Here is a 14503-nt window from a genome sequence, read left to right on the forward strand (position 1 = left end):
AGGGGGATATTAATCATGAGTACCTTATTTGATTTAACAGGTAAAACAGCTGTAGCAATAGGTGGTAATGGAGTATTAGGCAGTTCAATTGCTAAAGGATTAGCTGATCAAGGTGCGCAAGTAGCGATAGTTGGTCGTAATATCGAAAAGGCGGAATTGGTAGTAAAAGAAATTCAGGCAAATGGTGGTACCGCAAAAGCATTTTACGGAGATGTCAGTTCACGTGATTCAGTAGAACAACTTGCGAGTGAAATTGAAGCGTGGTCAGGTGGTTGGGATATTTTGTTAAACTCTTCTGGTAAAAATAGTCCGACACCGTTTTTTGACTTAGAGATGGATGAATGGGATGACATTATGGATGTCAACTTAAAAGGACTCGTATTAACGACACAAGTATTTGCTAAGAGAATGATTGAGCAAGAAAGAAAAGGCAGTATCATTAACATCTCATCTGTCTCTTCAACAACACCATTATCTAAGGTGTTTACGTATTCCGCATCAAAAGCAGGTGTGAATAATGTGACTCAATTTTTAGCAAGAGAATTTGCGCCATATGGCATCCGGGTGAATGCAATCATTCCAGGATTCTTTCCTGCAGAACAAAACCGGAAAATCCTGAGTGAAGAGCGGATTGCTTCCATAATGGGGCACACACCAATGGATCGTTTTGGTGATCCTGAGGAACTCCAAGGAGCTGCAGTTTATCTTGCTTCTGATAAAGCTTCTGGATTTGTTACAGGTACATTCCTTCGTGTTGACGGCGGATTTGGAAGTATGACAATATAAGAAGTAAGCAACATTATCATGTTTAGCTTTAGAAAGGAGATGAGACAATGTTAAATGTAAAGTATGAAAAGTTATCGTCAATTCTCCAAGATATGAATAAAGTTGTCGTAGCATTTTCTGGTGGGGTAGATAGTACTTTTCTTTTAAAAGCTGCTGTAGACACATTAGGGAAAGAACGAGTTCTGGCGGTAACAGCCGATTCAGAAACATACCCAAGTAGTGAGTTATTGGAAGCAAAAAAACTTGCGAAATTGATTGGCGTGGAACATCAAATTGTCGAGACATCTGAATTAGCGATCCCTGGATATACGGAAAATGATAAGAATCGGTGCTATTTCTGCAAAAACAGTTTATTCGATCATTTAATACCTATCATGAAAGGTAAAGGGTACGAGAATGTTGTTTACGGTGTTATCGCAGATGACTTGAGTGAGTACCGTCCAGGAATGCAGGCGGCAAAGGAACAAGGGGTTCGAGGTCCTTTACAGGAAGCTGATTTGTTTAAAGAAGAAATAAGAGAGTTATCTCGTGAAAGAAATTTACCAACATGGGATAAACCTTCATTTGCTTGTTTATCATCACGCATTGCTTATGGAGAGACGATTACGCAAGCAAAACTGACGAAAGTTGATAAATCAGAAGCATATCTGAAATCATTAGGCATTCGACAAGTAAGGGTCAGGACTCATGACGAAATTGCTAGAATTGAAGTGGAACCAAAGGATATGAAAGTCGTGTTAGAAAAACATGGAGTGATTTCCGAAAAACTGCAAGGTTTTGGATATAAATATATCACATTAGATCTAATTGGATATAAGAGCGGGAGTATGAATAAAGTTCTATCATAGATTTTAACAAGATAGCTAAAGCTTTGGAGGAAGCTCCAAAGCTTTTTTTCAAAGGACAAGAAAGTATACATATGGCAGCTAGCTTCACGCCGCACGTTGGGACCTAAGCTTACACTGTAATTAATAAAAGACTGCTCTGTCATACAGGGTTATATTTTCTATAGCACATTAAGGTTCGTGAAAGCCAGGTTTTAAAAATTAAAATGTTTTGAAAAGGAAGATGCCATAATGTTAAGGGAATTAGTCATCGGGCTTGATTTAGGAACAACAAGTGTAAAGGTCGTCCTGTTTGATTTAAGTGGAAAGATGATTACTGAGTCTGAACAGATGATTACCACAGAGTATCCTCAACCAGGCTGGGTAGAGCAGGATCCGAATAAAATCGAACGTTCAGCTGTAATTGCTATGAAAGAAGTTATGGAAAAGGAAGAGGTACAAAGTAATGAATTATTAACTGTAGGTATTTCCTGTGCCATGCATTCGCTTATTTGTGTTGATGATAACTTTCAACCATTATCACAAATGCTCATTTGGTCTGATGGAAGAAGCAGTTCCCAAGCAGAAAAGCTAATGAATACAATAGGCATGGACATTTATTCTAGAACAGGAACACCGATTCATCCTATGTCTCCCCTCCTAAAGTTAGTATGGATGAAGGAAACAAATTATGAACCATATGAGAAAGCAACATATTTCATGTCCATGAAGGAATTTTTGCTAGAAAAATGGTTCGGTAGACGTGTGGTAGATTATTCAATGGCCTCGGCTACTGGGCTATTTAATTTAAAAACGTATAGTTGGGATGAGTTAGCATTAGAAACTGCCGGTTTAAAAAAAGATCAACTGTCTGAAACTGTGCATCCGACCGAAGTGTTAACGAATCTGAATCCTGCTATTGCAGAAGAAATCGGTATTAGTAAGGAGATTCCGTTTGTGATAGGGGCTGCTGATGGCCAACTGGCAAACTTAGGAAATGGATCGATTTCTCCCGGGGAAGTAAACGTTTCCGTAGGAACGAGTGGAGCAATTAGACAATTTATCAATGGTGCAAAAGTTAATGAGAAGCATGAAACATTTACGTATGCTTTTACAGAAGATACGGCTATTATCGGTGGTCCAACAAATAATGGCGGTATTGCATTACAATGGTTAAAAGACTTATTAGACTTTAAAGGTAGCCACGATGAACTGACCACAGAAGCTGAAAAAGTGGAACCTGGGGCAGAAGGAATCATCTTTCTTCCGTATGTGAATGGCGAAAGGGCTCCTCTCTGGAATCAGCAGGCTAAAGGTAATTTCTATGGACTGAGCATAGGCCATAAAAAGGAACATTTAGTACGTGCAGTTCTCGAAGGAATAACGTTCAATATTTATGAAATAGGAAAATCTTTGGAGGAAATAGCAGGAAAACCCAAAAAAATCAGTGTCAATGGTGGATTAACAAGATCTCCACTATGGGTGCAAATCATGGCAGATATATTTGGTCAGGATATACACCTTTCTGATACTCACCATAATGCCGCATGGGGAGCTGCTTGGACAGCCTTAGTCGGAATCAAAAAGGTAGAGTCCTTTGAAGGAATTAAAGAGAATTTACCAAGTGAAAAGGTGATAAGACCTAACATGGTAAATCATGAAAAGTATTCGAATATCTATGAAAAATATGAGAGTATAGCGAAGGATTTAGCAAAGCATTTCATTTAATATTGTGACATGGCGTGCAGAAAATAAAAGAGGTGAAGTGATCATATGGAAGATATACTAAAGCAGGTCCAAGCAGGAACGTTAACCGTAGCAGAAGCAAAAGAAAAACTGGCTACATATGAGAATTTAGGGTTTGCTAAAGTTGATCATCATCGTAAAAAACGACAAGGGTTTCCAGAAATTATTTATGGAGAAGGAAAGTCTTCCGAGCAAATTTCCTCCATTATCACAGCAATAAAAGAGAAAAACAATGATGTATTAGTTACTAGAATTTCAAAAGACAAGGCTGAAACAGTGTTAAAACAGCACCCAGAGTTAATTTATCATGAAATTGCTGAAATTTTGTATTGGAAGCAAAACAAAGAGAAGGTCACAGAATCGGCAGGTTATATTGCTGTTGTTTGCGCAGGGACTTCGGATCTGAGAGTAGCAGAAGAAGCTGCAGTAACAGCAGAGGCCTTAGGAAGCGACGTTCGTCGTATTTATGACGTAGGTGTAGCTGGAATTCACCGGCTACTAGATAATATAGAAGAAATTCAACATGCAAACGTGTCTATTATAATAGCAGGGATGGAAGGGGCTCTTCCTAGTGTGGTTGGAGGACTTGTCTCACATCCAGTTATCGCTGTACCAACGAGTGTCGGATATGGTGCTAGCTTTCAGGGACTGGCACCGTTATTAACGATGTTAAATTCCTGTGCTTCAGGAATCAGTGTTGTTAATATTGATAACGGCTTTGGCGGTGCTTACAATGCTGTACTCATCGATCGTATAGCAAACAATAAAGGTTGAGAGGAGTTTTTAACTTGATTTCCAATCCCCCTCCTGATGAGGAGCATGTCGATGATCAAATGGTCAAAATGGAAGTGAATCTTGACGATATTTCGGGGGAATGGCTCGGCTATGTCATGGATATCCTTTTTGAAGCGGGTGCAAACGATGTTTTTTATACTCCTATATATATGAAGAAGAACAGACCAGGAGTTTTACTCCAATTGCTCTGTCGTCGTGTAGACCTAGACAAAATGAAAGAAATTCTGCTTAAAGAAACGACAACATTAGGCATTCGTTATTATCCATTAACGGTCTATCGATCTGAAAGAAATTTTAAGAAAGTGAAAACAGAGTGGGGCACAGTTACAGTTAAGCAGGGGATATACAAGAATGAAGTTATTCAAAGTTCACCAGAATTTGAAGAATGTAAAGCGATCGCAAAACGTCATGGTGTTCCTTTGAAAAAGGTTTATGAACATGTTTGGAAGGAACTGAACAAATAGACTAGTTGTTGCTCTAGTCTATCTTTTTTTGCGTTGAATACAACTTAAGGAGAATAGAAATGAAACAACATCCTCTTTTTCGTTATTTATATATATTTTATTCGTTTGTATTCTCGATCCATATTTTCAATATATTTTTAGAAAGTGAGAGTTTAAATTACACCATAGGAATTTTAGCGATTATAATGCTTATTGTATCCTTTTCTGGCGCTTCGAGATTATTTAAAATTCTCGGAGGATCATTTATTGTAGTAGGTGGTTTTCTTTATTCGACAACGGATCAATCGATATTAGACGTTCCAGATTTCTTTACTTCAAATATGTCATTGTTAACACTTTTAGCGATGTTGCCTTGGATGAATAGTGTCGTAAGAAGCGGGAGGTTTGACCGTAGCCTCAATGAACTAATTAAAGTGAATGTTTCAGACTTAGGCAGGCTTTATCCACGCAGCTCAGTGGTTACACTAACGTTGGCTGCTTTTTTAAATTTATCAGCTGCGTCTATCTCCCAAGATGTATTAAAAAATAATTTGGCTTCACTGAATAAAAAATTAAGAGATTCATTTATTAGTATGGCAACACTTAGGGGATATTCTTTAGCGCTAGTATGGAGTCCTTTAGAAATGTTAGTAGCCGTATCGGTCTTCACAACTGGAGTTAATTATGTTTTTCTGTTGCCTTGGCTACTCTTAATATCTTTTATTACTTTTCTACTTGATTCGCTTTGGGGGCGTTATTACTTTAAAAAGTACTCCTATGAAAATGATAAAGTAGGAGAACGAAAAGAAATAAACGTGAAAAAGTTAATGAAAAAGGTTAGTCATTTAATTATTTCTCTTGTCCTATTTTTATCACTTGTCATTTTCTTAGGGAATCTGTTTCAAATTGACTTCATTTTAACAGTAACGATACTCATTTTCCCTTTTGCTTTAATCTGGGCTATTCTTATGAAAAGGGGCCGCAGTTTTTGGATTATAGGATCGAATACATGGAAACAGAAAACAAACTCGATGCAAAATTTTGTTGTTTTATTTATATCCTTATCTTTTTTTGCGGCTAGCATCAACGGTACAACGTTTCTAAATGTTATTCAAAAACCAATTTTATTTTTTACAGATTATCCATTAATTCTTTTAATAATAATCCAAGTAGTTTTCCTCATTCTGAGTATGTTTGGTATTCATCCAATTGCTACAATCGGTATTTTAGGTGGAGTAATTACTCCTCTATTACAAGTAATAAATCCATTAAGCCTTGCTCTCGTTTTGATAACTAGTTCCATTGCTACGTTAACAGTTGGGACCTATGGATTAGTTGTTACCTTGACATCAATAAATACGCAACAAAGTCCATATCGAATTACATTAAATAATATCCCCTATGCATTAGGTTTTGGAGGGATAGGAACGTTGGTCGCATATTTACTTTTATAGTATTACTCTAACAAAAAGTAATAATGGCGACGCGTATTGTTTTATTTTGATATCAACCAGGTCTAGGAATAGAAAAACCAGATCATGTGAAAATCCTCATGTAAGATAGACATTAATAGAATTAAAGGAAAGTGGCTGTCTAAATTAGGACAGCCATCTTTTTTAAACTGTAGTTGATAGAATCGCAGCTAGGTAGTAAACGTAATAAACAATTTAAAAAGGTTGATTGTTGGAGCGCTTACATTTATAATAAAGCTATATATTAGTTTGTTTGGTAAACAAATTAAAAAAAGGAGGCTCAATAGCTGTTTTAGAGAACTAATACAAATAAAGGGGGATTTTATTTATGAGTAAAAAAGTATTAAGTTTATTTTCAACTATGTTTCTAACAGGGATTGTCTTAGTGGCATGTGGAGATAATGAAGAAACTACAGAGGTAAATACTGAAGCCAATACTAAAGCAACGGAAGACGTTGAGACTACTACTTTAACGTTAGCTGAGAACCAACCGGAAGACTATCCAACTACACTTGGTGCGAAAGAGTTTGCCAGATTAGTAGAAGAAAAAACGGATGGCCGTTATGAAATTGAAGTATATGCGGGCGGTCAACTGGGTGAAGAGTCGGAAGTAATAGAACAAGTACAATTAGGTTCAATTGATTTGACGCGTGTGAATGCCATTCCGTTAACAGAATTCTCAGATGAAATTGGTGTGTTAGCTATGCCGTATCTTTTTGAAGATGAGGAAGAAAAATGGGACCGTTTGTTAGGAGATGTTGGTCAAGACCTCTTAGACACATTTGAAGGAAGTAACCTAGTTGGTTTAACGTATTATGATTCTGGGGAACGTAGTTTTTATAATACAGAACGCCCTTTAGAAACACCGGAAGATATGGAAGGACTTCAAATTCGTGTACAATCATCTGATCTAGCCATAGCTATTGTAGAATCGTTAGGAGCATCAGCGACTCCTATGGAATACGGAGAAGTGTATTCTGCATTACAAACAGGAGTCATTGATGGAGCTGAAAATAACTTTCCAAGTTTTTACACATCGAGTCATTATGATGTAGCCAACTATTTCACAGTTAATGGCTATCAAGGTGTGCCTGAAGTTTTATTAGCATCTCAAAGCTTATGGGATGAATTAAGTGAGGAAGATGTGCAAGCTTTTGAAGAAGCAGCAAGAGAATCTGTTGATGTTCAGCGTGAAGCGTGGGCAGAATTGACAGAGGAATCACGAGTAGCTATTGAGGAAAATGGAAATGAACTTATTGAAGTTGATGATATAGCTGAGTGGAGAGAAGCTGTTCAACCAGTCTATGATGAGTATGGAGAAGAATATGGTGAATGGATTGACAGATTTACAGAATAATGAAAACTGATCGGCAGAAGTGAGGGAAACCTCACTTCCCTGTCATTTTCAGGGATGCAGGAGGATACAACATGAAAACATTAAAAATGATCAAATACGTTTTTGATCGGATACTTTTGGTAGCTTCCTTGACAATACTTACAATAATGGTTCTTGTCATCATTTACCAGGTTTTCTCTCGACAATTATTAGGAACAACACCAGCATGGACAGAAGCACTATCAAGACTATTGTTTGTATGGGTTGCTTTTCTTGGAATTGCATATGGGTTTAAGGAAAAACTCCATATCGGTGTCGGCCTTGTTGTAAACCTATTTCCAAAAAAGATTCAACACGTATTTGATTATTTTTCCAAAGTACTTATTTTAGGTTTCGGAGTTATTATGATTTATTATGGATGGCAGTTTACCCAATTGATGAGCGGATCAACAATGCCTGGTTTGGGGCTGACTTCTAGTTATTTATATGCTGCAATACCTGTCACAGGATTTTTTGTAACAGTGTATGGTATCGAATTACTTTTTATAAAGGGATTGCATCAGAATTATGACGATGTAAGTGGGGGTGAGAAATGATGGATGTATTCATTTTAATTGGCAGTTTTATGCTACTACTGATGTTTAGAGTTCCAATTGCCCTTTCTCTTATTCTTTCTTCATTAGTTACTGGAATATATTTAGGAATTGACTTAGCAGCTCTTGTACAAAGGATGGTTGGCGGATTAAATTCATTTTCGCTATTAGCAATCCCTTTTTTTGTTTTAGCAGGTGAAATTATGAATGAAGGCGGGATTTCCCGTAGACTAATCAACCTTTCTAATGTACTTATTGGTAAGATCAGAGGTGGTCTTGCAATGGTAAACGTGTTGGCCAGTACGTTTTTTGGAGGAATCTCTGGTTCGGCAATCGCAGATACTTCGTCTGTAGGTTCCGTGTTAATCCCAATGATGAAAAAGCAAGGGTATGATTCGGATTATGCGGTTTCTGTAACAATTTCAAGTTCTGCTCAAGGGGTGATGATCCCTCCGAGCCATAATATGATAATTTACTCAACAGCTGCTGGTGGTGTTTCTGTCGGAGCACTATTTATGGGTGGTTTGCTGCCAGGTTTGTTACTTGGATTAGGTTTAATGATTTTAACCTACATGATAGCGGTTAAACGTAACTATCCTAAGGGAGAAGTAGTAAAAAGAGAAGAAATACCTAGAATCGTTTGGGAAGGTCTGTTAGGCCTATTTACAGCCGTCATCATTATTGGTGGTATTGTTAGTGGTTTTTTTACAGCTACTGAATCAGCAGCAATTGGAACACTGTATGCTTTTATCATCACGTTCTTTGTCTATAGAGATATTCCTTTTACTAGAATGGGAGTTATTTTAAAACGGACATTTAATACATTAAGTATGGTTTTATTTTTGATTGCTGCATCTTCATCATTTGGCTGGCTATTAGCACTATTAAAAGTACCTTCCATGGTATCAAATTCATTAATTAGTATATCTCCAAATGATATTGTAACTATTCTTTTGATTGTAGTTATTTTGTTGATGTTAGGAATGATTATGGATATGGCTCCGCTTATTCTCATTGCAACCCCAATACTACTCCCTGTTGCAATGAATGTAGGAATGGACCCAGTGCATTTCGGTGTGTTAATGATTCTCTGTTTATCCATAGGGTTAGTGACGCCGCCAGTAGGGACAGTACTATTCGTAGGTTCAGCAATTGGGCGAATATCGATTGAAAAGGTATCGAAAGCGATGATCCCTTTTTATATAGCCATGATTATTGTCTTATTAATTGTAGCGTTTGTCCCAGCCTTTGTATTACTTTTACCAGAGATTTTTGGACAATAAGTAAGAAAGAAACATCTTATCACCTGTATTAATTTAGGTGCTCTTGGATGTTTCTTTCTACATGGTCCAAAAATTACATTCAAGAGTTTGGAAGTGAAGTAAAATGGACAAGTTGTTATTAAAATTGGCAATACTTTCTGTTTCAGTTCTAACTATTATGGCTGGGGCTGCCGTCTCTCCTGCACTTGGGGAAATCGCTCTTGCATTTCCTGATTCAAATGAAACAACGATAAAACTCCTATTAACTTTACCTTCCATAATGATTATTCCTTTCATTTTTATTTCCAGTAGCTTAACTAAACGTTTCTCTAAAAAAAGTGTCTTGTTAGTAGGGATGGTTTTTTATTTAATTGGTGGAGTTGGTGGTGGGCTAGTCTCTAGTATAGAAACGCTCTTGCTGTTTCGGGCGATTCTTGGTATTGGTGTAGGATTAATGATGCCAATTTCCACATCTATTGTATCTGATTTTTTTGATGGGAAAGAACGTACGGCAATGATGGGGCAACTAAGCGCGGCAACTAATCTTGGAGGTGTAGTATTATTTGTACTTTCTGGATTTTTAGTGTCCTATAGTTGGAGAATGACTTTTAGTGTTTACTTGTTGGCTCTAGTCTCGATGGTGATCGTGTATTTCTTTCTCCCGAAAAAAGAGGACAATTTTACGCCATCACAAATTCCAACTTCTCGCCTTCCAAAAATAATCTATCTATATGGATTAGGAATGTTTTTAACAATGATGGTCTTTTTTAGTATCCCTTCAAATATTGCACTTTTCATGGTTCAAGAGGACATTGGGAATCCTCAGCTAGCTGGGGTTGTTATCTCTTCAGGAACAGCATCAGGCTTTGTATCGGGATTAATTTTAGGATATGTATATCAATGGTTAAAAACATACTTTATACCTATGCAGGTATTATTGTTTGCGATTGGATTTTTTGTTGTCAGCCTTTCGACTAATTCCCTAACAATGGGGGTGGGAGTCGCTATAGCTGGGTTTGGGATGGGATCGATCATCCCAACAGTATTTGATCAAGTATCTAGGGAAGTACCAAAGTCACAGACAGTTCAAGCGATGGCGATCGTAACGAGTATGTTGTTTTTAGGACAATTTTTGTCACCGATTGTATTTGATTTCGTCGGAGTATTATTTGGCAATCCAACGATCAGGTTTACATATCAAGTGTTAACTATTAGTTTAATTTTTGCATGCCTAGGCTTTTTCATTAATAGTTTCAAGAGATATAAGAGGTATAAATCTCATATGGCGAAAGAACGAAAAACATCATCCATGAATCATAATCATTTAGGGTGATAATAACGATAGTTAATTCGTTTATTATTTTCTGGAAATAAAAGAGATATGATTACAAGTATACTCCGTATGCTCTCATAGCCACTGTGTATATAGGGTTATTTAAGTGTTTTAATAAATGTTAAAATAAAGATTGCTTTTTAAAACGCTTACATATATGATGTAAATATATTAAATTTGTTTGGCAAACAAACTTAATAATAGATGATGTGTTTTTTTGCACTTATTTCTTTCAGAATAATCAACAAAATGTAAGGGTTTACTAAATTAAGGGGGAAGTTGTATGTCGACAAAAACAATGGACAGCGGTCATGAGTATAATACGGCTAAATTATGGCAGATTGGATTTTTCACTTTAAACAATACTGCAACAAATCTTTATATGTTCGCAATAGGTTTTGTTTCTTATTATGCTACAGGTATTGCTGGATTGACTGTAGTTGTTGTGAGTGCTATTTTAACATCAATGCGAGTATTTGACGGGGTCACAGATCCTATAGTTGGGTATGTTATCGATAAGACAGAATCAAAATTCGGCAAATTTAGGCCATTAATGATTTTAGGAAATGTCATATTGGCTGCTACGATATTACTTATGTATAACGTAACGCATATTTTGCCAACAAATCTACAGTTTATATTTTTTATACTGATATATGCTATTTATATTATTGGTTATACTTTTCAAACGGCATCAACTAAAGCTGCCCAAACGGTATTGACGAATCACCCTAAGCAGCGCCCCTTATTTACTATATTCGACGGAATTTATAATACGGTACTCTTTGTTGGCGGGCAGATTTTTGTTGCTTCCTATCTTGTTGAAAAACATGGCGGAGAATTTAATATGGGTTTATTTACTGAATTAAATTCATATGCCGTTATAATTTCGGGTATCTTTACTCTCCTAGCGGTCATGGCTATTTGGAAAAAGGATCGCAAAGAATTTTATGGATTGGCAAATAAGACTGTAAATACAAGATTTCGTGATTACTGGCCAATATTAAAAAGTAATAAACCAATGCAAATGCTTGTTATTGCAGCATCAACTGATAAATTAGCCTTTAGTCTAGTACGTCATCCAGTAGTTCTTGTAATGTTATTTGGAATTTTGATGGGAGATTATGCGCTCAGTGGGACTATTTCATTAATTACTGTTGGACCAATCATTATAATAACCTTTATCGGTGTTGCAGTAGCGAGGAAATTAGGACTAAAAAAATCTTTAGTATTATCAACGTGGATAGGGTTGTTCTCTTTTATTGCTCTGGCTGTGTTTTTATTAGTGATAGATCCTACGACTATATCAATTCAGAGCATTGGTATAACAACAGTGATCTTTATTATTTTATATACTTTAGGAATGGGCTTTGGAGGTCTTCCATCTTCCTTAGTTATCCCAATGATTGCAGATATTTCAGATTATGAAACGCATAAAACTGGGCGTTATATCCCAGGAATGTTGGGAACTATTTTCTCCTTTGTGGATAAGTTAATTTCATCCTTAGCACCAGCTATAGTAGGTGTTGCCGTAGCTATGATTGGCTATGGTGATGAATTTCCACAAATAGGTGATGCGTTAACAACACCTTTACTAGTGGTAACACTAATTCTAGCATTTGGAATACCGATACTTGGGTTGATCATTTCACTAATAGCTATGAAGTTCTATAAACTTGATAGTAAGAAAATGGAAGAGATTCAAAAAGATATTGCAGAAATAAAAGCAAGGGCAAAAGAGGAAGCCGTTATATAGTATATAAGCTTCTTAAAATAGATGCTGTTTCGATCACCGAGACAGCATCTATTTTTTATTATATAAGGTGGTACTTTACAGTTCAATGCAAAAGAAAATCTGCTATCATCTCAAGGCGCAATGTTTATCTGCGACGAGTAATCGCAGGCTCTACTAGCATACAGAGTGAAGATGATTCCCTAATTGCTAGACAGTTTTTATAAAAGGATTGCATGATAAGTCCTATATATGTTATATAAGTCCTGTTTAATGAATGTGAGTATGGCTATAATAAAGGATATAAACACTTACATTTAATGAAAGAAAGGGTGCTCATATGTTATATCCAATCAGTACAGAAACGCGCGGGGTAATTGATTTAAATGGAATTTGGAATTTTAAATTAGACGATGGTATAGGACTTGAAGGTAAATGGTATGAGTCAAAATTAAAAGATTCAATGAATATGGCTGTCCCCTCCTCTTTCAACGATATAGGAGTAACAGCTGAAATTAAAAATCACGTCGGTTGGGTTTGGTATGAACGTGAATTTACGGTTCCAACGTATTTTAGGAAAGAACGAATTGTATTGCGTTTCGGTTCAGCGACACATACAGCAAAGGTTTATGTTAATGGAAGATTGGTAGTTGAAAATAAAGGTGGTTTCCTTCCATTTGAAGCAGAAATCAATGATTATTTAAATGAAGGAAAAAATAGAGTGACGGTAGCTGTTAATAATATCGTTGATGAAACAACGTTACCAGTTGGGAATTACAGTGAGGAAGAGATAGAAGGAATTGGGAAAGTTGTGAGAAATTCTCCAAACTTTGATTTTTTCAACTATGCAGGTTTACAACGCCCAGTTAAAATATATACTACTCCATCTACGTACGTTAACGATGTAACAGTTGTAACGGATTATAACGGTACAACAGGTGTAATTGATTATAGCGTTGATACAATTGGCGAAAATGTAACTATTAAAGCAAGTATAGTCGACGAAGCAAATGCCGTTGTAGCTAAATCAGAAGGTGCAGATGGAAAGATTGAATTCCCTGAAGTGAAATTGTGGGAACCACTTAATGCTTATTTATATACATTAAAAGTGGAATTAGTAAAAGACGATAAAACGATTGATATTTATGAGCAGCCGTTTGGTGTTCGAACAGTAGAAGTAAAAGACGGTAAATTCTTAATTAATGATAAACCATTTTATTTCAAAGGCTTTGGTAAACACGAAGACATACCTATTCACGGACGAGGGATTTCTGAAGCAGCGAATGTGATGGACTTTAATTTAATGAAATGGATCGGAGCGAATTCCTTTAGAACGGCACACTATCCGTATTCAGAAGAAATGATGCGACTTGCTGATCGAGAAGGAATGGTCGTCATCGATGAAACACCTGCAGTAGGGGTTCATTTGAATTTTGCAGCGACACTATTAGGTAGTGGAGCAAAGCGTGATACTTTTAAAGAAATCAAAACGTATGACCATCATGAAGATGTCATTAAAGAACTAATTGCACGTGATAAAAATCATCCTTCCGTTGTCATGTGGTCTGTAGCTAATGAGCCTGCTTCAGAAGAAGAGGGAGCATATGAATACTTCAAGCCATTAGTAGAGTTAACAAAAGAGCTTGATCCGCAAAATAGACCGGTAACCATTGTGACTCACTTAATGTCGACACCAGAAACGGATAAAATTGCAGAATTAATCGATGTTCTCGCATTAAACCGCTATTATGGCTGGTACGTTCAAGGTGGAGACTTTGAAATGGCAAAATTGAAATTACGTCAAGAATTTCAAGGATGGAACAAGCGTTGTCCAGGCAAGCCAATCATGATGACAGAATATGGTGCAGATACAGTGGCTGGCATGCATGATGTGGATCCTGTTATGTTTACAGAAGAATACCAGGTTGAATATTTGCGTGCTAATCACGAAGTATTTGATGAATTTGTTAATTTTGTTGGTGAACAGGTTTGGAACTTCGCTGACTTCCAGACAAGTCAAGGAATATTACGAGTTCAAGGAAATAAAAAAGGAATCTTTACTAGAGATCGTAAGCCGAAAATGGCAGCCCATGAATTCCGTAGGCGTTGGAGTGCAATTCCAAACTTCGGGTATAAAGGATAGGGTAAATTTAAACAAACTGCAAGCTACCTTTTCGGTAT

The 14503-nt window shown here is 36.6% G+C and carries 12 protein-coding genes; all 12 read left to right on the forward strand.

Annotated elements, in window-relative coordinates; translation table 11 throughout:
- Positions 1-15 precede the first annotated feature (15 nt).
- The 12 genes from ACHABW_RS11605 to uidA all read left to right on the forward strand — a co-directional run bounded on the left by ACHABW_RS11605 (position 16) and on the right by uidA (position 14465).
- Entirely contained in the window at positions 16-786 is a 771-nt protein-coding gene (locus ACHABW_RS11605; protein ID WP_435755460.1) for an SDR family oxidoreductase, read from the forward strand.
- A 47-nt stretch (positions 787-833) separates the two neighbouring features.
- Entirely contained in the window at positions 834-1634 is an 801-nt protein-coding gene (larE, locus tag ACHABW_RS11610; RefSeq protein ID WP_435755461.1) for an ATP-dependent sacrificial sulfur transferase LarE, read from the forward strand.
- A 228-nt stretch (positions 1635-1862) separates the two neighbouring features.
- Positions 1863-3338 (forward strand): gluconokinase, encoded by a 1476-nt coding sequence (locus ACHABW_RS11615; protein WP_435755462.1) that lies wholly within the window; start codon positions 1863-1865, stop codon positions 3336-3338.
- Positions 3339-3383: 45 nt separating this feature from the next.
- The gene (gene larB / locus ACHABW_RS11620) at positions 3384-4130 is read left to right on the forward strand and encodes a nickel pincer cofactor biosynthesis protein LarB (protein WP_435755463.1); all 747 of its coding nucleotides are present in this window, start codon (positions 3384-3386) and stop codon (positions 4128-4130) included.
- Between the two features lie 14 nt (positions 4131-4144).
- Positions 4145-4615: a nickel insertion protein gene (gene larC / locus ACHABW_RS11625; protein ID WP_435755464.1), complete on the forward strand. Its 471-nt coding sequence runs from the start codon at positions 4145-4147 to the stop codon at positions 4613-4615.
- A gap of 59 nt (positions 4616-4674) precedes the next feature.
- A complete protein-coding gene (locus ACHABW_RS11630; protein WP_435755465.1) occupies positions 4675-6048 on the forward strand; it encodes a hypothetical protein in 1374 nt (457 codons plus the stop codon).
- A gap of 346 nt (positions 6049-6394) precedes the next feature.
- Positions 6395-7423 (forward strand): TRAP transporter substrate-binding protein, encoded by a 1029-nt coding sequence (locus ACHABW_RS11635; RefSeq protein WP_435755466.1) that lies wholly within the window; start codon positions 6395-6397, stop codon positions 7421-7423.
- Between the two features lie 71 nt (positions 7424-7494).
- Complete coding sequence (locus tag ACHABW_RS11640) at positions 7495-7998, forward strand: TRAP transporter small permease (RefSeq protein WP_435755467.1); 504 nt, start codon at positions 7495-7497, stop codon at positions 7996-7998.
- Positions 7998-9278 (forward strand): TRAP transporter large permease, encoded by a 1281-nt coding sequence (locus ACHABW_RS11645; RefSeq protein ID WP_435755491.1) that lies wholly within the window; start codon positions 7998-8000, stop codon positions 9276-9278. The genes ACHABW_RS11640 and ACHABW_RS11645 overlap by 1 nt, the downstream gene beginning before the upstream one ends.
- Positions 9279-9381: 103 nt before the next feature.
- Entirely contained in the window at positions 9382-10590 is a 1209-nt protein-coding gene (locus ACHABW_RS11650; protein ID WP_435755468.1) for an MFS transporter, read from the forward strand.
- 283 nt (positions 10591-10873) lie between these two features.
- Positions 10874-12346 carry an MFS transporter gene (locus ACHABW_RS11655; RefSeq protein ID WP_435755469.1) on the forward strand — a complete coding sequence of 491 codons (1473 nt, stop codon included), beginning with the start codon at positions 10874-10876 and terminating at the stop codon, positions 12344-12346.
- A gap of 316 nt (positions 12347-12662) precedes the next feature.
- Positions 12663-14465: a beta-glucuronidase gene (gene uidA / locus ACHABW_RS11660; protein ID WP_435755470.1), complete on the forward strand. Its 1803-nt coding sequence runs from the start codon at positions 12663-12665 to the stop codon at positions 14463-14465.
- Positions 14466-14503: the final 38 nt, after the last annotated feature.

The organism is Salipaludibacillus sp. CF4.18 (assembly GCF_051262595.1).
In the GTDB taxonomy this organism is placed as follows: Bacteria; Bacillota; Bacilli; order Bacillales; family Salisediminibacteriaceae; genus Salipaludibacillus; species Salipaludibacillus neizhouensis.

What these genes read in the sequence shown, in the direction of transcription:
- ACHABW_RS11605 (WP_435755460.1), top strand. Translation starts at nt 16, where the DNA reads ATGAGTACCTTATTTGATTTAACAGGTAAAACAGCTGTAGCAATAGGT.
- larE (WP_435755461.1), top strand. Translation starts at nt 834, where the DNA reads ATGTTAAATGTAAAGTATGAAAAGTTATCGTCAATTCTCCAAGATATG.
- ACHABW_RS11615 (WP_435755462.1), top strand. Translation starts at nt 1,863, where the DNA reads ATGTTAAGGGAATTAGTCATCGGGCTTGATTTAGGAACAACAAGTGTA.
- larB (WP_435755463.1), top strand. Translation starts at nt 3,384, where the DNA reads ATGGAAGATATACTAAAGCAGGTCCAAGCAGGAACGTTAACCGTAGCA.
- ACHABW_RS11630 (WP_435755465.1), top strand. Translation starts at nt 4,675, where the DNA reads ATGAAACAACATCCTCTTTTTCGTTATTTATATATATTTTATTCGTTT.
- ACHABW_RS11635 (WP_435755466.1), top strand. Translation starts at nt 6,395, where the DNA reads ATGAGTAAAAAAGTATTAAGTTTATTTTCAACTATGTTTCTAACAGGG.
- ACHABW_RS11640 (WP_435755467.1), top strand. Translation starts at nt 7,495, where the DNA reads ATGAAAACATTAAAAATGATCAAATACGTTTTTGATCGGATACTTTTG.
- ACHABW_RS11645 (WP_435755491.1), top strand. Translation starts at nt 7,998, where the DNA reads ATGGATGTATTCATTTTAATTGGCAGTTTTATGCTACTACTGATGTTT.
- ACHABW_RS11650 (WP_435755468.1), top strand. Translation starts at nt 9,382, where the DNA reads ATGGACAAGTTGTTATTAAAATTGGCAATACTTTCTGTTTCAGTTCTA.
- ACHABW_RS11655 (WP_435755469.1), top strand. Translation starts at nt 10,874, where the DNA reads ATGTCGACAAAAACAATGGACAGCGGTCATGAGTATAATACGGCTAAA.
- uidA (WP_435755470.1), top strand. Translation starts at nt 12,663, where the DNA reads ATGTTATATCCAATCAGTACAGAAACGCGCGGGGTAATTGATTTAAAT.